This window comes from Roseinatronobacter alkalisoli (assembly GCF_028745735.1).
Taxonomy (GTDB): Bacteria; Pseudomonadota; Alphaproteobacteria; order Rhodobacterales; family Rhodobacteraceae; genus Roseinatronobacter; species Roseinatronobacter alkalisoli.
The window spans coordinates 231,267-254,929 of the sequence record NZ_JAQZSM010000001.1 but is presented as its reverse complement, the minus strand read 5'-3'; the positions used below and the strand labels follow the sequence as shown (position 1 = coordinate 254,929).

The window sequence follows — 23,663 nt, the reverse complement described above, 5'->3', positions numbered from 1 at the left end:
TAAGTGATGCGGCCTGTAAAGCCCCCTATCACCGCCTGCATTTATTCCGGCCAGCAGATGAAACGCGGAAATCATGCCACGACTGCCCGAGAAAACAACCGAATCGACTGCATTTCTGGACCTAGACGGCGCGCGGCCGGTGGCCGTGGTACTCCGCCGGTCCGCGCAGACCAGACGCATAAGCCTGCGGGTATCGGGGCTTGATGGCCGTGTTACACTGTCCATTCCGAAATCCCTGCCAAAGGCCACCGCGCTGGGGTTTCTGTCCGAAAAGAAAGAATGGCTGCGCAAGGCACTGGAAGGTGTCCCGCAACAAATTCCCGTCATCATTGGCAGCACAATCCTGTTTCAGGGCACTCCCTTGCAAATTGCCTGCGATGGCGAGGCCCGGCGCATCCGGCTGGAAGGGCAGACCCTGTTCGTGCCCGCAGACCCGGACGGGACAATCACCCCCGCCCGTGTTGCGGCATTTCTGAAGGATCAGGCGCGCAGAGCCCTGGTTTCCGCAGCCCACAGCTATGCGGCCAGGCTGGGCAAACAGGTGGCGGCCATCAGCCTGCGCGACACGCGATCGCGCTGGGGATCATGCACTGCGGATGGGCGGCTGATGTTTTCATGGCGGCTGATCATGGCACCGCCACCGGTGCTGGACTATGTTGCCGCGCATGAAGCCGCGCATCTGTGCCATATGGACCATTCGCGCGCCTATTGGGCCTGCGTGTCAGGGTTGATGCCTGACTATCAGCGCCACCGGGCATGGCTGCGCCAGAACGGGGCACATCTGCACGGCTACAGGTTCTGACCTTTGGCCGATACCGCGCCCTGCGCCGGACCATAGCGTTCAAGCACATCATATTCAGCCCCATCTGGCCGCAACACGGAACGGAACAACGCGATCTCCTGCACCGCGAACGGTTCGGTCCTGAATTGCGCGTCGCGCACGACCGCTGCTTCCAGTTCCCCCCGGTCAAAACTGCCCGCGCGCAGATAGGACAGGGTTACATGCGGGTGGAAACGGCGTGGTTTCAGCACAAATCCGCAATTGCGCGCGAGGGTCACAAGTTTTGCCTGCAACCGCACCAATCCGTCATCGGGCGCAACCACGGCATGCAGGTTATGCGGCTTGTCCTTGCCAAACAGACCCAGACCAGTGATCTGCAACTGCAAGGCGGGAACAACCAGACGATCCAGAGCAAGATGCAGGTCTTCAAGCTGCGGCAGGGTGCTGTCGCCCAGAAACACAAGCGTAATGTGAAAATTCTCCGGCGGAATTCTGCGCTGTAGCGGCAACAGGTACTGCCGCAACACAAGCTGGCTGCGAATATGCTGCGGCAGTTCTAACCCCAGAAATGCGCGAATCACGGGGCCTCGCCGGGTGCGCCGGGGCTGATGACGGCGGCGACATCATACAGCACAGGCTCGAACCGGGCGCATAGCTTCGCGATTTCTCGGTTGCGTTCGCGCATTTCCGGCGTACGCAGCATGGCCTGAAAATCCGTTCGGGCCCGCCACCGCGAATAGGTGGCAACGCGGGTCTGGGCGTCATTCACATGAATCGCCCCCCCCATGAAGCCGGGCTGGAAGCGAATTACCTTTTCATAGGCGTCCTGCAGGGCGTCCAGAACATCTGAACAGGTTCCCGGTGTCATTTCGAAAGTGCTGATGACGGTCTGGCCGTCAGTGCTGGCTGTGATCTGCATGGCGTGGCCCTCCTGTCTTGCATGGTGCAGCAAAGCGGGCGCGGGATCAATCACTGAGCATGGCCATCAGGCGCGCTTTCTCGCCATGATCGTCCGGATCTGAAATTGCCTGCGCCAACGCATCGAGCGAGGCAATGCAATGCCCGGCGCGAAAGCTGTCGACATATGGCAGCATCGCGCGAATGCCTCGCGCGCGCGGGGCAAAACTGTCCCAGCGAAGCAGCGGATTCAGCCAGATCAACCGCCGCGACGACAGATTCAGGCGCTGCATTTCCCGGGCCAGAAGCGCAGGGTCATCGCGGTCCAGCCCGTCCGATATCAGCAACACCACAGCGCCCTGCCCCAGCACGCGGCGCGACCAGTCCACATTGAAGCTGCGCAGGCAGTGCCCAATGCGCGTGCCCCCCTGCCAGTCCTGCGCCTGCGCCCCCGCGGCATTCAGCGCCGCATCTACATCGCGGCTGCGCAGATGATGGGTGATATTGGTCAGCCGCGTGCCGAATGTGAACGCGTGCACCTTTGCCCAGCCCCGCCCGCGCCGGTTGGCCACAGCATGCACGAAATGCAACACCATACGCGAATATTGCGACATGGACCCCGAGATATCGCACAGCACAATCAAGGCGGGCCAGCGCGTTGCGGGCGCACGGCGATGAATGCGGGTCATTTCACCACCCTGCCGCAAAGCCGCGCGCATGCTGGCACGCCAGTCGGGTTTGCGGCCCGTATTGGCGGGGCGCAGACGGCGGGTCTGTAGCGGTCTGACCGGAAGTTGCAGCCGCGCCAGCATGCGCTTTGCGCGCGCGGCCTCTTCTGTGGACATCTGTTCGAAATCCAGATGACGCAGCCTTTCGTCAGAGGATGCCGTCTGCGAGGCGTCGATCTGGATTTCGGGATTGTCGCTGTTTTCCCCGGCTGGGGGCGGTTCCGGTCCCTGCGCGCCATCAAGCAGCGCTTCCGCCGCGCGTTTTGCCGCCGCTTCAGCCGCTCTTTCTTCTGTGACATTGCGGATCGCAGGCAGCATCAGCGACATCATATGTTCCAGATAGCGCGGATCACGCCAATAAAGCTGGAATATCTGGTTGAAGACCTGCCGTTCTTCGGGACGATTCACAAAAACCGCATGCAGAACCCAGTAGAAATCCGCCTTGCGCGCGAATCCCGCCGCCGCGACCGCTTCAATCGCGAGGCGCACCCGGCCCGGCCCGATGGGAAGGCCCGCACGGCGCAAGGCCCTGGCAAAATGGGTGATATTGTCCACCAGCTTGCCATCTTCGGGGATGGAAAGTTCCGCATACCGCACCATGTGTTACACGGGATCAAGGGGCGTTGCCCCTCTTGGCTGCGCCAATTCACCCCAGGATATTTTGGCCAGAATGAAAGTCATGTGGGCGGCAACGATTGGCGGGCTTCGTCAAGAATGCGGCTGGCTTCCAGCCCTTGCAAGCGAGCGATGTCATCCTGATATTTCAGGATTGCGCCCAGTGTATCCGCGATGACTTCAGGGGAAAGTTCCAGAACATCCAGTGCAAGCAGGCATTTTGCCCAGTCGATCGTTTCGGCAACGCCGGGTTTCTTGAACAGGTCTTCGCCACGCAAGCGCTGAACGAAGGCCACAATTTCACGCGACAGCGTGGCAGAGGCTGCCGGCGCACGCGCGGTCAATATGTCAAGTTCGCGCTGGAAGGACGGATAATCCACCCAGTGATACAGGCAGCGCCGTTTCAGCGCATCATGCACTTCGCGGGTGCGGTTGGATGTCAGGATCACGATGGGTGGTTCCGCAGCCTTGATCGTGCCGAGTTCGGGGATGGTGACCTGATAGTCGGAAAGCGCTTCCAGAAGGAAGGCTTCAAAAGGTTCATCCGTGCGGTCGATCTCGTCTATCAGCAGGACAGGAGCACCGCCGGGCTGGGGGCGCATTGCATCCAGAAGTGGTCGTTCGATCAGGAATTCGGGGCCAAACAAGGTTTCTTTCAGCGCAACATTTTCGCCCGCCGCCTGTGCCGTGCGGATGGCCAGCATCTGGGCGGCAAAATTCCATTCATAAACCGCAGAAGCCGCGTCCAGCCCTTCATAGCATTGCAGCCGGATCAGCCGCCTCCCGAGGGCATGCGCCAGGGTGCGGGCTATTTCGGTCTTGCCGGTGCCCGGCTCCCCTTCCAGAAAAAGCGGGCGTTCAAGGGTCAGGGCAAGAAAGACCACTGTCGACAGGGCGCGATCCGCGACATAGGCGTGATCATGCAGCAGCGTCTGCACGGCTTCGATACTGGATAACTCATGGGACACGCGCCTGCCCTTTCGTGGTGATCAACAGCCTGAAGGCTGTCCTGCATGCCCGCGACGGTCAAGACCAAACCCTGCACCCGGTACCAAAGGACAATGCGTGCCGGATTTCAGCGCAAAACTGCACCAACCTGTGACCACCGGTCGCGCATTTGCGCTGAGAGAGTGCTTTGCCAAGACATGCGTTTGGTTTAAGACGACTCCATGATCGTAGAACTTGGACATTTCGCCCTTATCCTTGCCTTTGCAGTGGCACTTGCACAGGCGGCCATTCCCCTTATCGGCGCGCAGAAAGGCTGGCGCGACTGGATGCTGGTGGCCAACCCCATGGCCAGCGTGCAGTTCGGGCTGGTTGCCTTCAGCTATGCGGCGCTGACCTATGCGTTTCTGGTGTCGGATTTTTCGGTGAAGCTCGTCGTGGAAAATTCCCATACGCTGAAGCCGCTGATTTACAAGATTTCAGGCGTCTGGGGGAACCATGAAGGCTCGATGCTGCTTTGGGTGCTGATTCTGACGCTGTTCGGGGCGTCGGCTGCGTGGTTTGGCGGCAATCTGCCCGCAAGCCTGCAGGCGCGGGTTCTGGCCGTGCAATCCGCGATCACCGCGGCGTTCATGGCATTCACCATCTTTACGTCCAACCCGTTCACAAGGCTTGCTGTTCCACCGTTCGACGGCACTGACCTGAACCCGTTGCTGCAAGATCCGGGACTGGCGTTCCATCCACCGTTTTTGTACCTGGGTTATGTCGGACTTTCGATGTCTTTCAGTTTTGCGGTGGCCGCCCTGATCGAGGGGCGGGTCGATGCGGCCTGGGGCCGCTGGGTGCGACCCTGGACATTGGCCGCCTGGGTCTTTCTGACAATCGGCATCGCAACGGGAAGCTGGTGGGCCTATTATGAGCTTGGCTGGGGCGGGTTCTGGTTCTGGGATCCGGTCGAGAATGCCAGTTTCATGCCATGGCTGTTCGCCGCGGCGCTGCTGCATTCTGCCATCGTGGTGGAAAAACGCGAAACACTGAAAAGCTGGACCATCCTGCTTGCGATCCTGGGTTTCGGCTTTTCGCTGATGGGGACATTCATCGTGCGCTCGGGTCTGCTGACATCGGTGCATGCGTTTGCCATGGACCCCGAACGTGGTGTGTTCATTCTGATGATCCTTGCTGGTTTCATGGGTGGCGCACTCACCTTGTTTGCCATCCGCGCCCCAGTGCTGGAGGCAAAGGGCGTCTTCGCGACTGTCAGCCGCGAATCAGCGCTGGTCATCAACAATGTGTTGCTGGCGGTGTCATCTTTCGTGGTGTTCATTGGTACGATGTGGCCGCTGGTAGCGGAAATGCTGTTCGACAGGGTGCTGTCAGTTGGCCCGCCATTTTTCAACATGGCGTTCACGCCGTTCATGGTTGCGTTGGCGATGGTCCTGCCAATCGGCGCGATGCTGCCTTGGAAACGCGGGAATCTGGCGCGGACCATGCGCCCGCTTTGGGGGCTGGCGATATTTTCTGTGGCGATGGGCGCACTGACATGGGCTATGCAGACCGGAAATTCCGCGCTGGTTCCGGTGGGGCTGGCGCTGGGGATATGGGTTGTGCTGGGGTCCGGGGCCGATATCTGGTCACGCACCGGGCGCGGTGCCATGCGCGCGCGCATGGCACGCCTTACGCGACTGCCGCGCGCGGATTGGGGCAAGTTCACAGCGCATTCCGGGCTGGGCGTCACGGTTTTTGCAGTTGCCGCCCTTGTTGGTTGGGAATCAGAGGATATTCGCGTCGTCCAGATCGGGGAAACCTATTACTACGGCGGGTATGACCTGACGCTGACATCTGTGGACCGCGTCGAGGGGCCGAATTACGTGTCGACCATGGCCAACATAGAGGCGCGGCGCGACGGGCGGTTCATTGCAAACCTGCAACCCGAAAAACGCTTCTATCCGATTGCAGGCATGCCAACCACGGAAGCGGCCATCGATTACCGGATCACCCGCGATCTGTATCTGGCGCTGGGCGACCCGCAGGACAATGGCGGATGGGCAGTGCGGTCATATATCAAACCCTTCGCGAACTGGTTGTGGTTCGGGTGTTTCCTGATGGCGCTGGGCGGCATCTTCAGCCTGAGCGACCGGCGCTACCGTGTGGCGGCGGGTGCGGGAAAAACCCGCACGGACGCGGTGCCGGCAGAATGAACGGTATCCGCACCATTCTGGCGGTCCTGTGTATCGCATTCGCCAGCACGGCCTTGGCCGTTCAGCCGGATGAGATACTTGACGATCCGGTGCTGGAATCGCGGGCGCGCGATATATCAGCGGGCCTGCGCTGCCTTGTGTGTCGCAACGAATCCATCGACGAATCGAACGCTGACCTTGCGCGCGACATGCGTCTACTGGTGCGTGAAAGGCTGGTCGAAGGTGACAGCGATGATGCAGTCATTGCCTTCATCGTGGAACGCTATGGCGAATATGTGCTGCTGCGCCCGACAACTGACGGGGCCAACATTATCCTGTGGGTGGCGGCCCCGGTTCTGTTTTTGATCGCGCTGTCCTCGGCGTTGGTTTACCTGCGGCGGCGCGACAAGGCCCCGGAACCCGAAAAGGCGGGACTTAGCGTGGAAGAAAAGCGCCGCTTACAGGAATTGCTGAAAGAATGACGCATGGTTCGGGCTTCCCCCCGGTGCTGACATCGCTAAGGTAACCCTAAATTTCCGCTTGGGGGCCCCGCATGGAATACGACACACTGACAACCAGTATTGACGACAAGGGCATCGCCATCATTTCCATGGCACGGCCCGAGATGATGAACGCGCTGAACAAGCAGATGCGCGCTGAACTGACAAATGCCATCAAGACTCTCAGCACGCAGGCGCGCGTGCTGGTCCTGACTGGGACAGGGCGGGCATTCTGTTCGGGGCAGGATCTGGGTGATGGCGGCAATGCGGCGCAGATCGACCTGGAACGCACCTTGCGCGAAGAATATGAACCGCTATTGCGCGCAATTTATGACGCGCCGGTTCCTGTAATTGCAGCCGTGAATGGTGCCGCGGCAGGTGCGGGGGCTAATCTGGCGCTGGCTGCTGATGTCGTGATCGCGTGCGAAAGCGCCATGTTCATTCAGGCATTCACCCGAATCGGCCTGATACCGGATGCGGGTGGCACCTATTTCCTGCCCCGCCAGGTCGGATTTGCCCGCGCAATGGGGGCCATGCTGTTTGCTGACCGCATTCCCGCCCGTCAGGCCGCTGACTGGGGCATGATCTGGGAAGCGGTTCCTGATGAAATATTCGAGGCAACATGGATGGCGCGGGCCACCACCTTGGCCAGTGGCCCGACCGTGGCCTACCGCAATATCCGCAAAGCAGTGCGCGCAAGTCTGTCCAACAGCCTTGACGGACAGCTTGCGCTGGAAGCGCGGCTTCAGGCTGAGGCCGGAAAGACACGCGATTTCAAGGAAGGTGTGCTGTCATTTCTGGAAAAGCGCCCGCCCGAATTTGAAGGGCGCTGACAAAGCGCCTTCGGATATCAGAGCGTGCCGGATCATTGCCTCGATGAGTCGCGCCTGAAAACCTGTCAGCTTTGCGGGTCCGGGCCGCGCCATTCGTCCATGTCCTTCAGCGCTTCCATGACTTCGCGTGGCATGTAGGTTTCGTCATGCTTGGCCAGAATCTCGCTTGCCTGAAACACGCCGTCGATGAAACGCCCGGTGCCGACCATGCCTTCATTTTCGGTGAACAGGTCCGGCAGAATTCCGCGATAGCGCACCTCCACCGACGCGGGACCATCGGTCACGCGAAAAATCACGGTGTCTGACTGCCCGCGAATGATGGAACCGGCCTCCACCAACCCGCCGATGCGGAATACTTCGTGCGGGGGGGGCGGGGCCGCCAGCACTTCGGAGGGCGAGCGGAAGAAATTGATGCCATCGCGCATGGCATAGCCGATCAGCGCGGTTGAAAACGCCAGCGCCACAGCCGCGACCAAGATGATCTGAATGCGGCGGGTCTTCTTTAGGCTTTTCATCGTCACCTCTTCCTATGGGAAAAGCGGCGCCCCCATCAGGCCCGACTCCTCCTGCAAACCAAGCATCAGATTCGCGTTCTGTACGGCCTGCCCCGATGACCCTTTGCACAGGTTATCCAGTGCAGCCACCACCAGCGCGCGACCGGGAATGCGGTCCCCGACAACCCCGATATGCACGAAATTTGATCCTCGTACATCATGAGTCGAGGGGGTTGTGCCAAAAGGTAGCACGTGAATCATTGATTCAGCGCAATAACGGGCCTGCAAAACTTCGTGAATGCGCGCAGCGTCGCCATCCAGCCACGCGGTTGCCAGAATTCCGCGATTCATCGGCAACAGATGGGGCGTGAACTGGATATGCACCGGGCGGCCCGCAAGCGCGCTGAATTCCTGATCAAACTCACCCAGATGACGGTGCGTGCCACCAACCGCATAGGCCTGCGTGCCTTCGGACAGTTCGGCATGCAGCAGGTTTTCCTTCAGCGCGCGCCCTGCCCCTGACACACCGCATTTCAGATCAAGGATGATGCGGTCCAGATCAATCACACCCGCTTCGATCAGGGGGCGCAGAATATACTGCCCTGTCGCGGCATTGCAGCCCGTGCCCGCCACCAGCCGCGCGGCGCGAATCTCATCGCGGTAGAATTCCGTCAGACCATAGACCGCTTCGCGCTGCAGATCAGGGGCGGCATGGGGCTGACCATACCATTTTTCATATTCCGCCACATCACGCAGCCGGAAATCAGCAGACAGGTCCACGATTTTCAGATCACGCGGCAAGTCCTTGATAACCGCCTGGGATGTCGCATGCGGCAGCGCGCAGAATGCCAGGTCGATGGCGGAAAAATCCACATCCTCAATCCGGCACAGATCCGGCAAATCCAGGTGACGCAGGAACGGGAAGACCTGCGCCATGGGCTGCCCTGCCTTGCGCTCCCCTGTCAGGGCGACAATTTTCATGTCAGGATGGGTGGAAATCAAGCGGACAAGTTCGGCACCTGTATAGCCCGAAGCCCCGAGTATGGCGATGGATCTGGTCATGGTGTTCCTCTTTCGGCGTCACGCGGAGCCGCTGATTACACAAGCGCTCCGCGCGGGAGTATTTGGGGCAAGATGAAAAAGGCAGATTATGCTGCCCGGAACGTGATCTGTCGTCGCAAAAACTGCGTAGCCTTGCGCGATACATTGACCGGATCACCCGTTGTCAGAAACGCGCTTTCCTTGCCGGATCCCAGCATTTCCGGGCGGCGCGCCAGATAGTCATCAAGGCTGGCGGCCACCAGATTGGGTTGCGAATAGACATCAACCCCCGCGCCCAGCGCTTCGCGGAACGCATGTTCGACAAGCGGGTAATGGGTGCAGCCCAGCACGGCCGCTTCCGGGCGCGGCATGCGGCGCAGAAGGGATTCGACATGGGAATGCACCAGCGCTTCGGCCAGTTGCATGTCGCCCTGTTCGATCGCATCAACCACACCGCCGCAAGGCTGTGCCTCAACATCCACACCGATGGCACGAAAGGCGAGTTCGCGCTGAAAGGCGCGGCTGGACACGGTTGCGGGCGTGGCAAACAGCGCCACATGTTTGACCGCCACTTCGCGAGGGGGGGAATTGTCACCCCAGCCGCGTTCGGTCAATGCTTCGATCAGGGGGACGAACACGCCCAGCACGCGCTTGTTTTCGGGCACCCAGGTTTCCTGCATACGCTTCAACGCCGCAGCGGATGCCGTGTTGCAGGCCAGAATCACCAGATCACAGCCTTCAGCCCACAGGCGTTCAACGCCCGCGCAGGTCAGCGCAAAGATGTCATCGGCATCGCGCACGCCATAGGGCGTATGGGCATTGTCCCCAAAATAGACAAAAGGCACATCCGGCAGACGTTCGGTCAATGCGCCCAGAACAGTCAACCCGCCCAATCCCGAATCGAATACGCCAACCGCCATGCGCCTGCCCCAAAGTCATGAATTTTGCCTTGCATACGTCCGGGGCACGCAGAAATCCAGTCTGTTCGCGCCTATTCTGCTGCAACGCGCGCAGGCGGGGCGTTAAATCCCGCCAGCAGTGCGGCCCTGCGTTCAGCCGCCAGGCTGGCATTGTTGTGCTTGACCGGACCGAACCCACGGATTTGCAAGGGAAGTTCCGCCAGTTCCACGGCAATGGCATGATTGTCCGGCGTCACATCCGCAAGAATGCGGGGCATCAGTGTTTCATAGTCACGGATCAACTGACGTTCCATTTTGCGTTCAGACGTGTAACCGAAAGGGTCAAGAACCGTGCCACGCAGCGCCTTGAGCCGCGCCAGCAAGGCAAAGCCGCGCCCGATCCATGGGCCAAAGCTGCGCTTGACGGGGCGGCCATCTGACCCCATGCGCGAGATCAGCGGCGGCGCAAGATGGAAGCGCGCGGTGAAATCACCATCGAATTCGGCGCGCGCCTTGTCCATCGTCTGCAGATGCAGACGCGCAACTTCATATTCGTCCTTATAGGCCAGCAGCTTGTGATAGCCCTTGGCAACGGCTTCGCGCAGGCGCGCATCAGGGGCCTGATCCACCAACCTGCGGTAGCGTTTGGCAAGGCGTTTTGACTGATAGGTCACCAGATGGGCTTCGCGACGAGCGATCTTTTCGTCCAGTGATTCCGGCTTCAGGACAACAGTGTCAGCAAGTGTTTTTGCCGCCGCCTCGGGGTGAACAACAGCCCAGCGCCCAAGCGCGAAAGCGCGTTTATTGCCGTCCACTGCGGCCTTGTTCAGCTCAATCGCGCGCAGGATCGCCGATTCGGACAGCGGCAGAAGCCCCATTTGCCACGCCGCGCCCAGCGCAATCATGTTGGAATAAATGCTGTCGCCCAACAGACGTCTGGCAAGTTCCGAATAATCGAACAGATGCAGATTGTCGCCCAGCCGTGCCTGAAGCGCCATCTGCAGGTCATCGCCGGGGATACGAAATTCGGTGTTGCGGGTGAATTCACCCGTGATGATTTCATGCGTATTGACCGCAGCACCCGTCTGGCCGCTGCGCATAAGTCCCAGCGTTTTCGCGCCCGCTGTCACCACCAGATCACCACCGATAACGGCATGCGCTTCGCCCACTGCGACGCGGATTGCGCTGATATCTTCGGGGGCATTGGCGATACGGCAATGAATATGCACCGCGCCGCCCTTTTGGGCCAGCCCCGCCATTTCGATCATGCCCGCGCCCTTGCCATCGATATACGCAGCCATCGACACAATTGCGCCGATGGTCACAACGCCCGTGCCGCCCACGCCGGTAATGACAACATTATGCGTGCCACTGATTTCGGGCAGCGCGGGTTCGGCCAGCCGGGGCAGTTCCACGGAACGGGTGGCCGCGCGTTTCGGCTTCGCGCCGTTCAGCGTGACAAATGACGGACAAAACCCCTTCAGGCAGGAAAAATCCTTGTTGCAACTGGACTGGTCAATCGCGCGTTTGCGGCCAAATTCGGTTTCCACCGGCACAATGGACACGCAATTGGATTGCACGCCACAATCCCCGCATCCCTCGCAGATGTCGGTATTGATGAACACGCGCTGGTCGGGGTCGGGGAATTCGCCGCGTTTGCGCCGCCTGCGTTTTTCGGCGGCACAGGTTTGCACATAGATAATGGCAGAAACACCCTTATGCGCGGCGCAATCCCTTTGCACGGCGTCGAAATCCGCGCGCTTGTGCCAGCCTGCGGATTTGGGGAAATCGGCGCGGTTTGGTTCTTCCTTTTCGTCGAACACCACTTCGATCTTGCGCACACCCATCGCGGCCAGTTCATGTGCAATCTGGTCCGGGGACAACCCGCCTTCGTTCTTTTGGCCGCCGGTCATGGCAACCGCGTCATTGAAAAGGATCTTGTAGGTAATATTCGTGCTCGCCGCCAAAGCCGCGCGGATAGCCTGCACACCGGAATGGTTATAGGTGCCGTCGCCCAGATTCTGGAACACATGGTCACGGGTAGAAAAGGGGGCCTCGCCAATCCAGTTCGCGCCCTCGCCACCCATCTGGGTGAAGCCCACAGTGTTGCGGTCCATCCATTGCACCATGTAGTGACAGCCAATGCCCGCATAGGCGCGGTGACCATCGGGCACCTTGGTTGATGTATTATGCGGACAGCCTGAGCAGTAATAGGGCAGCCGCACGGCCAGATCGGGTGCGTTGTCAGCGCGGCGCGCATCCGCCAGCATGGCCAGCCCTGCTTTCACACGGTCGGTGCCGCGCCCTTCCTCTATCAGGATCTCACCCAGACGTTCGGCAATCATGATCGGGTCCAGCGCATAGCGGGTGGGGAACAATTCCACCTGCCGCCCGTGTTCCCATGTGTCGCCCTTATGCCAGCCATAGACACGGCGACCGCGCCGGTCGTCAAAAATGGCTTCCTTGACCTGCACCTCGATCAGTTTGCGCTTTTCTTCCACAACAATGATCAGATCCAGCCCTTCGGCCCATTCATGGAAACTTTCCATGTCCAGCGGCCATGCCTGCCCGACCTTATAGGTGGTCAGGCCAAGGCGCACGGCTTCCTCCGCGCTGATGCCCAGAAGGCTCAGCGCATGAACAAGGTCCAGCCAGTTCTTGCCTGCGGCGACAAAACCGATCTTTGCTCCCGCTTTGCCCCAGACACGCCGGTCCATACGATTTGCGCGGCTGAAGGCTTCAGCGGCAAACCGCTTGTGGTCGATCATCCGCGCTTCTTGCGCCACGGGCGTATCGATCAGGCGGATATTCAGCCCGCCTTCGGGCATGATGAGTTCCGGTGAAACAAACTGCATCCGCTGCGGGTCGCCATCGACCACGGCGGTTGCCTCGACTGTGTCTTTCATCGTCTTCAGGCCAACCCAGACGCCCGCGAACCGCGACAATGCATAGCCGTAATGGCCGAAATCCAGCACTTCCTGTACACCTGCGGGCGACAGCACCGGGATATAGGCATCAACCATCGCCCAATCGGACTGATGCAACGTGGTTGAGGATTCGCCCGTATGATCATCGCCCATAGCAACCAGCACGCCGCCATGGCGCGACGTTCCCGCCATATTGGCATGTCGAAACACATCGCCGGTGCGGTCCACACCCGGCCCTTTGCCATACCACAGGCCGAAAACACCATCAAAACGCCCTTCACCTCGCAGTTCCGCCTGCTGGCTTCCCCAAAGGGCGGTTGCGGCGAGGTCTTCGTTCAGTCCTTCCTGAAAGCGGATATTTGCGGCATCAAGCAGCGTTTTTGCACGGTTCATCTGCTGATCGACCGCCCCTAAAGGCGAGCCGCGATAACCGGTTACATATCCTGCGGTGTTCACTCCCGCGGCCCGGTCGCGTGCAGCCTGTTGCAACACAAGCCGTACCATGGCTTGTGTCCCGTTCAGCAATACTGGTGTTTTTTCCAGGTCGAACCGGTCGTTCAACGAAATATCCTGCCGCCCCATCTGCGCCTCCCAGCAAAGTTGCGTATATGTCAATCATAGGTCAATATTTCTGACCTACAAAGTGAAATCTGGGTAATTCAGTGCTTTTGTGATGGTGCAAAACCCCTTAGAACGAATCATCCGCTTTTGCGCAAACATCTGTATGGAACTGTTGGTATGGACTGGGACAAGCTAAGAATATTTCACGCGGTAGCTGACGCTGGGAGCCTGACGCATGCCGGCGACACGCTGCAACTGTCCCAATCCGCTGTCAGCCGCCAGATTCGCGCGCTTGAAGAAGGGCTGGATACCGTTCTGTTCCACCGCCATGCCCGCGGACTGATTCTGACTGAACAAGGCGAACTGCTGTTTGATGCAACCAAAGCCATGAGTCGGCAGTTGGAAACAGCCTCTGCCCGCATCCGCGATGCCGAGGATGAAGTCTATGGTGATCTGCGCGTCACCACGACCACAGGCTTTGGTACGTTGTTTCTGGCCCCGCGCCTGACATCGCTTTATGCGCAATACCCCGATCTGCGTATTGATCTGATGCTGGAAGAACGTGTACTGGATTTGCCCATGCGCGAAGCTGATATCGCAATCCGCATGAAAGAACCCAGTCAGGCGGACCTGATCCGCAAACGCCTGATGACGGTAAATATGCGGCTTTTTGCCAGTTCAGAATACCTGCGCGCCCATGGAACGCCCCAGGAACTGGCCGACCTGAAGGATTTTCGCCTGATCTCGCAGAATATTTCTTCGGCGCAGGTCAGTGCCGGCGCACAACTTATACGCGATCTGACAGCGCAGCCAACCCGGTCCAGTTTTACCGTGAATAACTACTTTGGTGTACTTCAGGCCGTGCTGAACCATCTGGGAATCGGGGTTCTGCCCGATTATGTCGGCGAGGAGTATCCCGATCTGGTTCATGTCCTGCCAGATATCGCCAGCGGGGATATTCCGGTCTTTCTGGCCTACCCGGAAGAGCTGCGCCATTCGCGACGCATATCGGCATTCCGTGATTTCGTCGTCGAGGAAATCGTGGCTTACCGACGCGCAAGACAGGTGTAAATCTGCATAAGCAAAAACATGCTAATGAGGCATGTTCGCAACGCATGGCGGCATTGTTGTATCTGCAAGGCAATTTAACTTGCGTAATGCATGAGCAATAACATATCTAAAGGACAAGGCGATTGAGTGTTACTCGCGCCTTTACCTCCCTGTTGGACTATGGCCGAGCATTGCGCTCGGCCCTTTTTTTTGGCGTTATTCAGGGCATTTATCCGCATTTCATGCTGCACCTATATGGCAGGCAATCCGATTCCTGCCAGGAAATCAGGCCGTTTGCACAACTGTTTTGCAGTGCAGCATAGTGGATGCCAATTCTGTCACTTTTCGCTTTATGCGTGTATTTTGACGTATCAGCCACAGTTTCATGACATCTCGGGTACCGCAATCAAGCTGCCCTCTTTCCCATCGGACCCCTTTGCCGTAAGGGGAATGAAACGGCCCGACACCGGCGCGGGCCACACGTTTTTTGCGCTGCCCAAAGGTGCCCGACATGACCGAACCCGCCATTACCCCCGCGCTGATTGCCGCACATGGCCTGAAATCCGATGAGTATGACCGCATTCTGGACATCATAGGGCGCGAACCGACATTCACTGAACTGGGCATTTTTTCTGCCATGTGGAACGAACATTGTTCCTACAAATCCTCCAAGAAATGGCTGCGCACCCTGCCCACATCCGGCCCGCAGGTCATTTGCGGCCCCGGCGAGAATGCGGGCGTTGTCGATATTGGTGACGGGCAAGCGGTGATTTTCAAAATGGAAAGCCACAATCACCCCAGCTATATCGAACCCTATCAGGGCGCGGCGACGGGTGTCGGCGGCATCCTGCGCGATGTGTTCACCATGGGCGCACGGCCCATTGCCGCGATGAATGCCCTTAGCTTCGGCGAACCCGGCCACCCCAAAACCCCGCATCTGGTGCGCGGCGTGGTCGAAGGCGTGGGCGGCTATGGCAATGCGTTCGGCGTGCCAACCGTCGGCGGAGAGGTGCGTTTTCACCCCGCCTATAACGGGAACTGCCTGGTGAATGCATTCGCCGCCGGGCTGGCGAATGCGGATGAGATTTTCTATTCCGCCGCCAGCGGTGTCGGTATGCCTGTCGTCTATCTGGGCGCAAAAACGGGACGCGATGGTGTGGGCGGGGCTACCATGGCCAGCGCCGAATTCGATGACACGATCGAAGAAAAACGCCCCACTGTGCAGGTGGGTGATCCGTTCACCGAAAAACGCCTGCTGGAAGCCTGCCTTGAGTTGATGGCATCGGGCGCGGTGATTTCCATTCAGGACATGGGCGCAGCTGGCCTGACTTGTTCGGCAGTGGAAATGGGCGACAAGGGCGGACTTGGCATCAAGCTGGAACTGGACCGCGTGCCCTGCCGGGAAACCGGCATGACGGCCTATGAAATGATGCTGTCTGAAAGTCAGGAACGCATGTTGATGGTCCTGAAACCCGAAAAGGAAGCGCAGGCCCGTGCAATCTTTGAAAAATGGGATCTGGATTTCGCGCTTGTAGGTGAAACCATTGCCGAAGACCGCTTTCTGATTCTGCAGGGCAATGAAACCAAGGCGGATCTGCCGCTGTCGAAACTAGCCTCCAGTGCGCCGGAATATGACCGGCCATGGATTGAAACGCCCGCACCGGCACCGTTGGGCGACATTCCCACGATTTCCCCAATGGACGGGTTGCGCGCGCTGATCGGATCGCCTTCTTACGCGCATAAGGCATGGGTATGGGAACAATATGACACCATGGTCATGGCCGACACGGTGCGCGCGCCCGGCCTTGGCGCGGGTGTGGTGCGCGTGCATGGCACCGACAAGGCCTTAGCGTTTACCAGTGACGTGACCCCGCGCTATGTCCGCGCCAACCCTTTTGAAGGGGGCAAGCAGGCCGTTGCCGAAGCCTATCGCAACCTGTCCGCCGTGGGCGCGGTGCCGCTGGCCACAACCGATAACCTGAATTTCGGCAACCCGGAAAAACCCGAAATCATGGGCCAGTTCGTGGGGGCCATCAAGGGCATTGGGGCGGCCTGCGCAGCGCTGGATATGCCCATCGTGTCCGGCAATGTGTCGCTTTATAATGAAACCGACGGACAACCCATCCTGCCCACACCCACCATTGGCGCAGTGGGCTTGATCGAGCATGTGGACAATCTGATCGCCGGGCACCCGCAAGATGGTGATCTGGCGCTGGTCATCGGGGAAACGCAGGGCCATCTGGGCCAGTCCGCGCTTCTGGCCGAAGCTTTCGGGCTGGAAACCGGCGATGCGCCCCATGTCGATCTGGACATGGAACGCCGCAACGGCGAATTCCTGCGCGATAACCGCCAGTTGCTGAAAGCGGCAACCGACCTGTCAGATGGCGGGCTTGCCCTTGCCGCATTTGAAATGGCAACTGCCGCCGGGTTGGGGCTGACGCTGGACACCGATGATATTGCAACCCTTTTCGGAGAGGATCAGGCCCGCTACCTGGTCGCGTGCAGCTTCGATCAGGCAGAAGCGCTGATGGTTGCGGCCGGTCAGGCCGGGGTGAGCCTTGCCCATATGGGCCGGTTCGGCGGCGACACTGTGGCCTTCGGCAAGGACAGCGCGCCACTGACAGAGCTGAACGCAATTTACAAAACGGCCTTTGGCCGCGCGATTGGTGACGCTTGATTCCCCCCAAGGCGGGGATTACCTTCATCCAAAGACAACTGGGGGCGCGAAATGGCCATCACTGCTGAAGAACTGGAAACCCTTCTGAAAGAAGGTTTTCCCGATGCACAAGTCACGATCACAGACCTTGCCGGTGACGGCAATCATTACGCTGCCGAAGTCATTGACGAAAGTTTCCGGGGCCTGAACCGTGTGCAGCAACAGCGCGCCGTCTACGCCGCACTAAAGGGCAAGATGGATGGCAATCATGGCGAATTGCACGCGCTGGCCCTGACAACCAAAGCCCCCGACTGACATCTGAAAAGGATCACCACACCATGAGCGCGCAAGACATCATCAAACAAACCGTCGAAAGCAATGACGTGGTGCTTTACATGAAAGGCACCAAGACCATGCCACAATGCGGGTTTTCCAGCCGCGTGGCCGGCGTTCTGAACTTCATAGGCGTTGAATATGCCGATGTGAATGTCCTTGCCGATGATGCAATTCGCCAGGGCATCAAGGATTATTCCGACTGGCCCACCATCCCGCAGCTGTATGTGAAGGGTGAATTTGTGGGGGGCTGCGACATCATCACCGAAATGACCCTGTCGGGCGAACTGGACGAGTTGTTTGCGGCGAAGGGCGTCGCCTATGACAAGGACGCAGCCGAAAAAATCCGCGAAGCAAACGCCTGAACTCTGTGTAACTGAACTTCGGCAGCGTCATTGCGCTGCCGAAGCCTTTCTTCGCTTTGCCAGCCTATTGATGCGTCCATGGTCGCTGGCCGCTGGTATCGGCGACTGTGCGCATAACCAGAACACCATTATCGCGCAGGGTCATTGCAATGGCCCCACTGGCGCGCAGGTCGCGTGGTGTAATGATGTGGCACGCACCCTGCACCGCTTCCGGCTGGGCAGATGTCACCACAAACCGCCCTTCAAGGCATAGAGCAGGCAGATAATCCAATCCGCGTTGCCCCAGAAGATGCACCACATCCAGCCCGTTGCGGCGCAAATGCACCACAGGGCTGCGCGTGTCCTTCACACCCGTGCGGGCAAACGCGTCGGCCTGACTCGCGCCATCCCCATCCGCCTGCAACCAGCTTTCTGCAGCGAAGGACCCCGCTCTGCCGCGGCTGATCATACGCCCCTGATCGCCCATAAGACCCAGCACCACCCCGTCAGCGGTAATCAGCAGATGCGGGCGACCGCTTGCCTGGGCCCAGCCCAGAACGGCCAGTGCGGTAACCGTTGCCCCGAGCCACGCACCGCCACCGCGCCAGACAACCATCCAGACACCGCCCAGCGCCAGAAGCGGCAAGACCCAAGGGGCAGGCTGCACAACCGGCATGACCGCACCGTCAAACCCGCTGACGGTTTCGGCCACACGCAATATCCACCCGATTGCAGGTTCCATCACCCGAAGTCCGACCCATTCCAGCCCGAACGGGGCCAGAACCGCCGCCAGAACTGCGGCAGGCATGATCACCAGCCCCATCAGCGGCACTGCCGCCAGATTGGCAATCAATCCATATTCCGCCAGCCGGTTGAAACTGGCCGCAGCGACAGGGGCGGTCGCAATACCCGCGACCATGGAACAGATGATGACACTGACAATCGGCCACAGCCAGCGCGGGATTGACCTGCGCCACGCGCGTTCCGCACTTAGCGCCCGGAAAACCGCCACCAGCGCCACAGTTGCCGCAAAGCTCATCTGGAACCCCGCCTGCACCAGAGCTTCGGGGCGCAGCACAAGAATCAGGATGGCCGCCATCGCAACCGACCGCAGGGATATTGCGCGACGATCCAGCAACACAGCGCCAAACATGACCGCGACCATGATAAAAGCCCGTTCTGTCGCGACATTCCCGCCCGAAAGAAGAAGGTAGAAAACGCCCGCCCCCAATGCGCCCAACGCAGCGATCTTGCGCGTTGGCGCACGCAGGGCAAACCATGGGACCAGCGCCATCAACAGCCGCAACAGCCCGAAAACAAACCCGGTCAGCAGGCCCATATGCAGGCCGGATATGGCCAGCAGATGCGCCAGATTGGACCGTCGCAATTCTTCCATTCGTGCCTGGCTGATACCGGACCTGTCGCCCGTCAGAATGGCACCCGCAAACCCGCCCGCATCGCCCGGAAGCCTGTCCTGCACGGCCGAAGATATCTGCATGCGCAGCCGGTGAATACGCAGCCCTGCGGCCCCGTGTTGCGGGGGCGCACGTGCCAGCACCGGGCTGCGCGTATATCCGACCGCGCCCAGCCGTTCAAACCACGCAAGGCGGCGGAAATCAAACCCGCCCGGCTCTGACGGGGCGGGTGGCGGTGCAAGATGCCCCGTCAGCATGACCCGCAGCCCCGGCACCGGATCAATGAACCCCTGTTGCCCATGCAGACTGACCCGCACCCTGTCGGGCGTTGCCGCGCCATCCAGCCGTTCCAGAACGACCTGATCCAGCGTCAGGCGCAGCGCATCACTGGCGGAGCGGTCGATTTTGACAATCCGCCCTTCAATTGCGCCGTAATAGCGATATGTCAGCACCGGCGCCGATACCAGATACACGCGCAACCCCGCCACCAGCAGACCCGTGCCCACAAGCGCCACAGCAAGCACCAATGGCGCGACATCTTCCGGGGTGACCCAAAGCACAGCAAGCAGCACGCCCGTTCCCAAAGCCAGCGCCACCCATTCGGTCCACGCCGGATCGCGGGGCAATGAAAAATATGCCCCGATGCCCAAAGCAAGGCACACCGGCACGAACAGGAACAGATGCCCCCGCTGAACCGCAATCCCCCTTGTCAGCACTGCAAGCGACAATGCGGGCCGGATCGCAGGAAAGGTCAACATATGCACCCTTGTTTCTGCTCCTGTCCTTGCCTAGAACCACGGGTGATGCTGCCATAACTTCGTTACCAAAAGGTAAAAACCCGATGTCCGATGCGCCTGTTGTCACCCGCTTCGCCCCTTCGCCTACGGGTTTTCTGCATATCGGGGGGGCGCGCACGGCGTTGTTCAACTGGTTGTATGCCCGTGGGCGCGGCGGCAAATTCCTGTTACGTATCGAAGATACCGACCACGCCCGCTCCACCCCTGAAGCGACAGCCGCAATTTTGACCGGGTTAACATGGCTGGGTCTGGACTGGGACGGCGAACCCGTCAGACAGGCCGCGCGCGCGGAGCGTCACGCGGCAGTCGCGCATCAGATGCTGGCCAGCGGGCATGCCTATAAATGCTTCGCAACCCAGGAGGAAATTGAGGCCTATCGCGAGGCCGCGCGCGCCGAAGGGCGCTCGACGCTGTTTCACTCGCCATGGCGTGATGCTGAGCCTGCCACCCATCCTGACGCGCCCTTTGTCATTCGCGTCAAGGCGCCGCGCGGCGCGGAAACCGTGATTGCCGATCAGGTTCAGGGCAATGTGCGCATCCGCAATGACCAGTTGGATGACATGATCGTGCTGCGCTCGGACGGGACGCCCACCTACATGCTGGCTGTGGTGGTGGACGATCACGACATGGGCGTGACCCATATCATTCGCGGTGATGACCATCTGAACAACGCCGCCCGGCAAATGCTGGTTTATCACGCGATGGGCTGGGATGTGCCGGTCTGGGCGCATATCCCGTTGATTCACGGCCCGGATGGCAAGAAACTGTCCAAGCGTCACGGCGCATTGGGCGTCGAGGAATACCAACGCATGGGCTACCCTGCCGCCGCCATGCGCAACTACCTGACACGGCTGGGCTGGGGGCATGGTGATAATGAATTCTTTACTGATGATCAGGCAAAAGAATGGTTCGATCTGGGGGGAATCGGCAAATCCCCGGCACGGCTGGATTTCAAAAAACTGGACCACCTGACCGCACAACATATGACCGTGGCCGACAATGCTGCACTGCTGCAAGAACTTCGTGCATTCCTGCAGGCAACCGATGCGCCCGAACTGACGCAGGCGCAGATTACCGGCCTGGCCGCAGCCATTCCATACGTGAAGGAGAAAGCCAAGGGGTTCACGCAAATACTTGAAAAAGCACATTTTATCTTATCAGAACGCCCGATTGAACCGGATGAGAAAGCAGCGCAATCCCTTGATGATGTATCCCGTGGTATACTGAAGGAATTGACGCCGCGTTTGCAAACTGCTACGTGGAAACGGAATATACTTGAAGACATTGTCAAGGAAACCGCAGAGGCACACGGTCTGGGTCTGGGCAAGCTTGCGCAGCCCCTTCGCGCCGCGCTGGCTGGGCGAACCAGCAGTCCGAGTGTTTTCGATATGATGATCGTGCTGGGCCGCGAGGAATCGCTTGCCCGCATTCAGGATGTATTGACCTGAGCCTTTGGGGCGTCGCGCCCCGAAGGCTGCGGTCAGGGATTGTCTGCGTGGTGCCTTACCCGCAGGCCACAGGGAAAGGATGCGCAATGGCGAATAGTACCGAAACTGCAAAACTGACCATCGGCGACAAGGAAATCGAACTTCCGATCATGAAGCCGTCGGTTGGCCCTGACGTGCTGGATATCCGCAAGCTTTATGCTGAGGCGGATGTGTTCACCTATGATCCCGGCTTTACCTCCACTGCGGCATGTTCATCGACCATCACCTATATCGATGGTGACGAGGGCGAATTGCTGTATCGCGGCTATCCGATCGAACAACTGGCGGAAAAATCGCATTTTCTGGAATGCTGCTTCCTGTTGCTTTACGGGGAATTGCCATCCGCCGCCGCGCTGGAGGATTTCGAAAGCCGCGTAACCCACCACACCATGATTCATGAACAGATGCAGTATTTCTTCCGCGGCTTCCGCCGCGATGCGCATCCAATGGCGATCATGGTTGGGGTTGTGGGCGCAATGTCTGCTTTCTACCATGATTCCACTGATATCAACGACCCATGGCAGCGCGAAGTTGCCGCAATTCGTATGATCGCCAAAATGCCGACCATCGCGGCCATGGCATATAAGTATTCGGTTGGGCAACCCTTCGTTTACCCGAAAAACAGCCTCGATTATGCGGGGAACTTCCTGCATATGTGCTTCGCCGTTCCCGCTGAGGAATACGTTGTTGACCCGATCCTGTCGCGTGCGATGGACCGGATCATGATGCTGCATGCCGATCATGAACAAAACGCATCCACATCCACCGTACGGCTGGCATCCAGTTCGGGCGCGAACCCATTCGCATCCATCGCGGCGGGCATTGCCTGTCTTTGGGGGCCGGCACATGGTGGCGCGAATCAGGCTTGCCTTGAAATGCTGCGTGAAATCGGCACGGTTGACCGCATCCCCGAATTCATCGCCCGCGCCAAGGACAAGGATGACCCCTTCCGCCTGATGGGTTTCGGACACCGCGTCTACAAGAATTTCGACCCGCGCGCGAAGGTGATGAAGCAATCCGCAGACGAAGTGCTGGGGCTGCTGGGCATTGAAGACAACGAAACACTGAAAGTTGCCAAGGAACTGGAACGCATCGCGCTGGAGGATGAGTATTTCGTCAGCAAGAAGCTGTATCCGAATGTCGATTTCTATTCGGGCATCATTCTGGAAGCGATGGGTTTCCCCACATCCATGTTCACGCCGATCTTCGCGCTGTCGCGCACAGTTGGCTGGATTTCACAGTGGAAGGAAATGATCAGCGATCCCGAGCAGAAGATCGGCCGTCCGCGCCAGCGCTATACCGGCGCCCCCCGCCGCGACTATGCCGAGATCGAAAGTCGCTAAGATTTTTCATACCTAGTAACCAGACGCCGCCCCAAAAGGGGCGGCGTTTTTCATCACCCCCCCTTGGAACCCGTCATGCACAGGCTAGGTCTTTCATTATGAAACAGTTTCTGCCCACGCTGACCCTGATCGCAACTGCTGCCTTTGTTCTGTCCCCCTATGTGACGGACCCGTTCAGCGGGTTTGATCCACAGCGCTTTCCCGTCCCGCAGACTGACCCGCCGGTTCAGCCTGCGGGCTATGCCTTTGCGATCTGGGGCGTGATTTATCTGTGGCTGGCGGTTTCTGCCATCACCGGAGTCTATGCGCGCAGGCAAGATCCGGCATGGCACCGCGTACAGGCCCCCCTGATCCTCAGCCTTGGGCCGGGGGCGTTCTGGCTATGGATTGCCGGGTTTTCCCCGATTGGTGCGACAGCACTGATTTTCTGGATGCTGTTTTTTGCTATCCGCGCATTTTTACGCGCGCCACGGCGCGACCGTTGGGTTCTTCAGGCCCCGGTCGGGCTGTATGCGGGCTGGCTGACTGCGGCAGCGCATGTCTCGCTGGGGGTGGCGCTTGGTGGCTATGGGCTGGTATCCCCGCAATGGGCGGCGATCATTGCGCTGGCAGGTGCAACAGCGCTGGCGATCTGGGTGCTGGCCAGTCGGCCGGACAGCCCCGAATATGGCGTTGCGGTGATCTGGGCCTTGGTTGGCGTGTTGGTTGCCAATTCCGGGGGCACGACCCAGATAATCACGGTAACATGGATTGCGCTGCTGCTGGTGGTGCTGGCCGCTATCCGCAACCTTTGGGCTGGACAGAACCGGACCGCGCTGTAACAGAAGAGGGCAAGCCGCA

Annotated in this window: 20 protein-coding genes; 11 read left to right on the top strand and 9 right to left on the bottom strand. The window is 59.5% G+C overall.

What is annotated here, in order from left to right:
• Window positions 1–73: 73 nt before the first annotated feature.
• Complete coding sequence (locus PUT78_RS01295) at window positions 74–802, top strand: M48 family metallopeptidase (RefSeq protein ID WP_274350206.1); 729 nt, start codon at window positions 74–76, stop codon at window positions 800–802.
• On the opposite strand, the gene thpR is transcribed toward PUT78_RS01295, so the two are convergent.
• The 4 genes from thpR to PUT78_RS01275 all read right to left on the bottom strand — a co-directional run bounded on the left by thpR (window position 790) and on the right by PUT78_RS01275 (window position 3,989).
• Complete coding sequence (thpR, locus tag PUT78_RS01290) at window positions 790–1,362, bottom strand: RNA 2',3'-cyclic phosphodiesterase (protein WP_274350205.1); 573 nt, start codon at window positions 1,360–1,362, stop codon at window positions 790–792. The two genes, PUT78_RS01295 and thpR, sit on opposite strands and share 13 nt — an antisense overlap.
• A complete protein-coding gene (locus tag PUT78_RS01285; RefSeq protein ID WP_274350204.1) occupies window positions 1,359–1,700 on the bottom strand; it encodes an antibiotic biosynthesis monooxygenase family protein in 342 nt (113 codons plus the stop codon). Before PUT78_RS01285 ends, thpR begins: the two co-directional genes overlap by 4 nt.
• A 46-nt stretch (window positions 1,701–1,746) precedes the next feature.
• Entirely contained in the window at window positions 1,747–3,006 is a 1,260-nt protein-coding gene (locus tag PUT78_RS01280) for a vWA domain-containing protein (RefSeq protein ID WP_274350203.1), read from the bottom strand.
• 77 nt (window positions 3,007–3,083) lie between these two features.
• A complete protein-coding gene (locus tag PUT78_RS01275) occupies window positions 3,084–3,989 on the bottom strand; it encodes an AAA family ATPase (RefSeq protein ID WP_274350202.1) in 906 nt (301 codons plus the stop codon).
• 201 nt (window positions 3,990–4,190) lie between these two features.
• Here PUT78_RS01275 and PUT78_RS01270 point away from each other — a divergent pair, with 201 nt between their 5' ends.
• The 3 genes from PUT78_RS01270 to PUT78_RS01260 all read left to right on the top strand — a co-directional run bounded on the left by PUT78_RS01270 (window position 4,191) and on the right by PUT78_RS01260 (window position 7,476).
• Entirely contained in the window at window positions 4,191–6,164 is a 1,974-nt protein-coding gene (locus tag PUT78_RS01270; RefSeq protein WP_274350201.1) for a heme lyase CcmF/NrfE family subunit, read from the top strand.
• Window positions 6,161–6,625 (top strand): cytochrome c-type biogenesis protein, encoded by a 465-nt coding sequence (locus PUT78_RS01265; protein WP_274350200.1) that lies wholly within the window; start codon window positions 6,161–6,163, stop codon window positions 6,623–6,625. Before PUT78_RS01270 ends, PUT78_RS01265 begins: the two co-directional genes overlap by 4 nt.
• 71 nt (window positions 6,626–6,696) lie before the next feature.
• Window positions 6,697–7,476, top strand: a complete 780-nt coding sequence (locus PUT78_RS01260) for an enoyl-CoA hydratase-related protein (protein ID WP_274350199.1) — start codon at window positions 6,697–6,699, stop codon at window positions 7,474–7,476.
• A 65-nt stretch (window positions 7,477–7,541) separates the two neighbouring features.
• On the opposite strand, the gene ccmE is transcribed toward PUT78_RS01260, so the two are convergent.
• From ccmE to PUT78_RS01240, 4 genes are all read right to left on the bottom strand, one after another.
• Complete coding sequence (ccmE, locus tag PUT78_RS01255; RefSeq protein WP_274350198.1) at window positions 7,542–7,991, bottom strand: cytochrome c maturation protein CcmE; 450 nt, start codon at window positions 7,989–7,991, stop codon at window positions 7,542–7,544.
• A 12-nt stretch (window positions 7,992–8,003) separates the two neighbouring features.
• Window positions 8,004–9,032, bottom strand: a complete 1,029-nt coding sequence (gene argC, locus PUT78_RS01250; protein ID WP_274350196.1) for an N-acetyl-gamma-glutamyl-phosphate reductase — start codon at window positions 9,030–9,032, stop codon at window positions 8,004–8,006.
• A gap of 86 nt (window positions 9,033–9,118) precedes the next feature.
• Window positions 9,119–9,931 carry a glutamate racemase gene (locus PUT78_RS01245; RefSeq protein WP_274350195.1) on the bottom strand — a complete coding sequence of 271 codons (813 nt, stop codon included), beginning with the start codon at window positions 9,929–9,931 and terminating at the stop codon, window positions 9,119–9,121.
• A gap of 71 nt (window positions 9,932–10,002) precedes the next feature.
• Window positions 10,003–13,419 carry an indolepyruvate ferredoxin oxidoreductase family protein gene (locus PUT78_RS01240; RefSeq protein WP_274350194.1) on the bottom strand — a complete coding sequence of 1,139 codons (3,417 nt, stop codon included), beginning with the start codon at window positions 13,417–13,419 and terminating at the stop codon, window positions 10,003–10,005.
• A gap of 156 nt (window positions 13,420–13,575) precedes the next feature.
• On the opposite strand from PUT78_RS01240, the gene PUT78_RS01235 reads away from it, so the two are divergent.
• The 4 genes from PUT78_RS01235 (at window position 13,576) to grxD (ending at window position 17,802) form a co-directional block, all read left to right on the top strand.
• Window positions 13,576–14,469 (top strand): LysR family transcriptional regulator, encoded by an 894-nt coding sequence (locus PUT78_RS01235; RefSeq protein ID WP_274350193.1) that lies wholly within the window; start codon window positions 13,576–13,578, stop codon window positions 14,467–14,469.
• 490 nt (window positions 14,470–14,959) lie between these two features.
• The gene (purL, locus tag PUT78_RS01230) at window positions 14,960–17,125 is read left to right on the top strand and encodes a phosphoribosylformylglycinamidine synthase subunit PurL (RefSeq protein WP_274350191.1); all 2,166 of its coding nucleotides are present in this window, start codon (window positions 14,960–14,962) and stop codon (window positions 17,123–17,125) included.
• A 51-nt stretch (window positions 17,126–17,176) separates the two neighbouring features.
• Window positions 17,177–17,419: a BolA family transcriptional regulator gene (locus tag PUT78_RS01225; protein ID WP_274350190.1), complete on the top strand. Its 243-nt coding sequence runs from the start codon at window positions 17,177–17,179 to the stop codon at window positions 17,417–17,419.
• A 23-nt stretch (window positions 17,420–17,442) separates the two neighbouring features.
• On the top strand, window positions 17,443–17,802 hold the full coding sequence (gene grxD / locus PUT78_RS01220; RefSeq protein WP_274350188.1) for a Grx4 family monothiol glutaredoxin: 360 nt from the start codon (window positions 17,443–17,445) through the stop codon (window positions 17,800–17,802).
• 64 nt (window positions 17,803–17,866) lie between these two features.
• On the opposite strand, the gene PUT78_RS01215 is transcribed toward grxD, so the two are convergent.
• Window positions 17,867–19,954 carry a ComEC/Rec2 family competence protein gene (locus tag PUT78_RS01215; protein ID WP_274350187.1) on the bottom strand — a complete coding sequence of 696 codons (2,088 nt, stop codon included), beginning with the start codon at window positions 19,952–19,954 and terminating at the stop codon, window positions 17,867–17,869.
• An 83-nt stretch (window positions 19,955–20,037) separates the two neighbouring features.
• On the opposite strand from PUT78_RS01215, the gene gltX reads away from it, so the two are divergent.
• The 3 genes from gltX (at window position 20,038) to PUT78_RS01200 (ending at window position 23,644) form a co-directional block, all read left to right on the top strand.
• On the top strand, window positions 20,038–21,441 hold the full coding sequence (gene gltX, locus PUT78_RS01210; RefSeq protein ID WP_274350186.1) for a glutamate--tRNA ligase: 1,404 nt from the start codon (window positions 20,038–20,040) through the stop codon (window positions 21,439–21,441).
• 86 nt (window positions 21,442–21,527) lie between these two features.
• Entirely contained in the window at window positions 21,528–22,823 is a 1,296-nt protein-coding gene (gltA, locus tag PUT78_RS01205; RefSeq protein ID WP_274350185.1) for a citrate synthase, read from the top strand.
• 98 nt (window positions 22,824–22,921) lie between these two features.
• Window positions 22,922–23,644 (top strand): hypothetical protein, encoded by a 723-nt coding sequence (locus PUT78_RS01200; RefSeq protein WP_274350184.1) that lies wholly within the window; start codon window positions 22,922–22,924, stop codon window positions 23,642–23,644.
• Window positions 23,645–23,663: the final 19 nt, after the last annotated feature.

Bases quoted from the DNA above. Each gene is read 5' to 3' on its own strand.
- ccmE (WP_274350198.1), bottom strand. From the start codon at position 7,991: ATGAAAAGCCTAAAGAAGACCCGCCGCATTCAGATCATCTTGGTCGCG.
- PUT78_RS01270 (WP_274350201.1), top strand. From the start codon at position 4,191: ATGATCGTAGAACTTGGACATTTCGCCCTTATCCTTGCCTTTGCAGTG.
- PUT78_RS01225 (WP_274350190.1), top strand. From the start codon at position 17,177: ATGGCCATCACTGCTGAAGAACTGGAAACCCTTCTGAAAGAAGGTTTT.
- PUT78_RS01265 (WP_274350200.1), top strand. From the start codon at position 6,161: ATGAACGGTATCCGCACCATTCTGGCGGTCCTGTGTATCGCATTCGCC.
- gltX (WP_274350186.1), top strand. From the start codon at position 20,038: ATGTCCGATGCGCCTGTTGTCACCCGCTTCGCCCCTTCGCCTACGGGT.
- grxD (WP_274350188.1), top strand. From the start codon at position 17,443: ATGAGCGCGCAAGACATCATCAAACAAACCGTCGAAAGCAATGACGTG.
- PUT78_RS01200 (WP_274350184.1), top strand. From the start codon at position 22,922: ATGAAACAGTTTCTGCCCACGCTGACCCTGATCGCAACTGCTGCCTTT.
- gltA (WP_274350185.1), top strand. From the start codon at position 21,528: ATGGCGAATAGTACCGAAACTGCAAAACTGACCATCGGCGACAAGGAA.
- PUT78_RS01235 (WP_274350193.1), top strand. From the start codon at position 13,576: ATGGACTGGGACAAGCTAAGAATATTTCACGCGGTAGCTGACGCTGGG.
- purL (WP_274350191.1), top strand. From the start codon at position 14,960: ATGACCGAACCCGCCATTACCCCCGCGCTGATTGCCGCACATGGCCTG.
- argC (WP_274350196.1), bottom strand. From the start codon at position 9,032: ATGACCAGATCCATCGCCATACTCGGGGCTTCGGGCTATACAGGTGCC.
- PUT78_RS01245 (WP_274350195.1), bottom strand. From the start codon at position 9,931: ATGGCGGTTGGCGTATTCGATTCGGGATTGGGCGGGTTGACTGTTCTG.
- PUT78_RS01260 (WP_274350199.1), top strand. From the start codon at position 6,697: ATGGAATACGACACACTGACAACCAGTATTGACGACAAGGGCATCGCC.
- PUT78_RS01285 (WP_274350204.1), bottom strand. From the start codon at position 1,700: ATGCAGATCACAGCCAGCACTGACGGCCAGACCGTCATCAGCACTTTC.
- PUT78_RS01240 (WP_274350194.1), bottom strand. From the start codon at position 13,419: ATGGGGCGGCAGGATATTTCGTTGAACGACCGGTTCGACCTGGAAAAA.
- PUT78_RS01280 (WP_274350203.1), bottom strand. From the start codon at position 3,006: ATGGTGCGGTATGCGGAACTTTCCATCCCCGAAGATGGCAAGCTGGTG.
- PUT78_RS01295 (WP_274350206.1), top strand. From the start codon at position 74: ATGCCACGACTGCCCGAGAAAACAACCGAATCGACTGCATTTCTGGAC.
- PUT78_RS01215 (WP_274350187.1), bottom strand. From the start codon at position 19,954: ATGTTGACCTTTCCTGCGATCCGGCCCGCATTGTCGCTTGCAGTGCTG.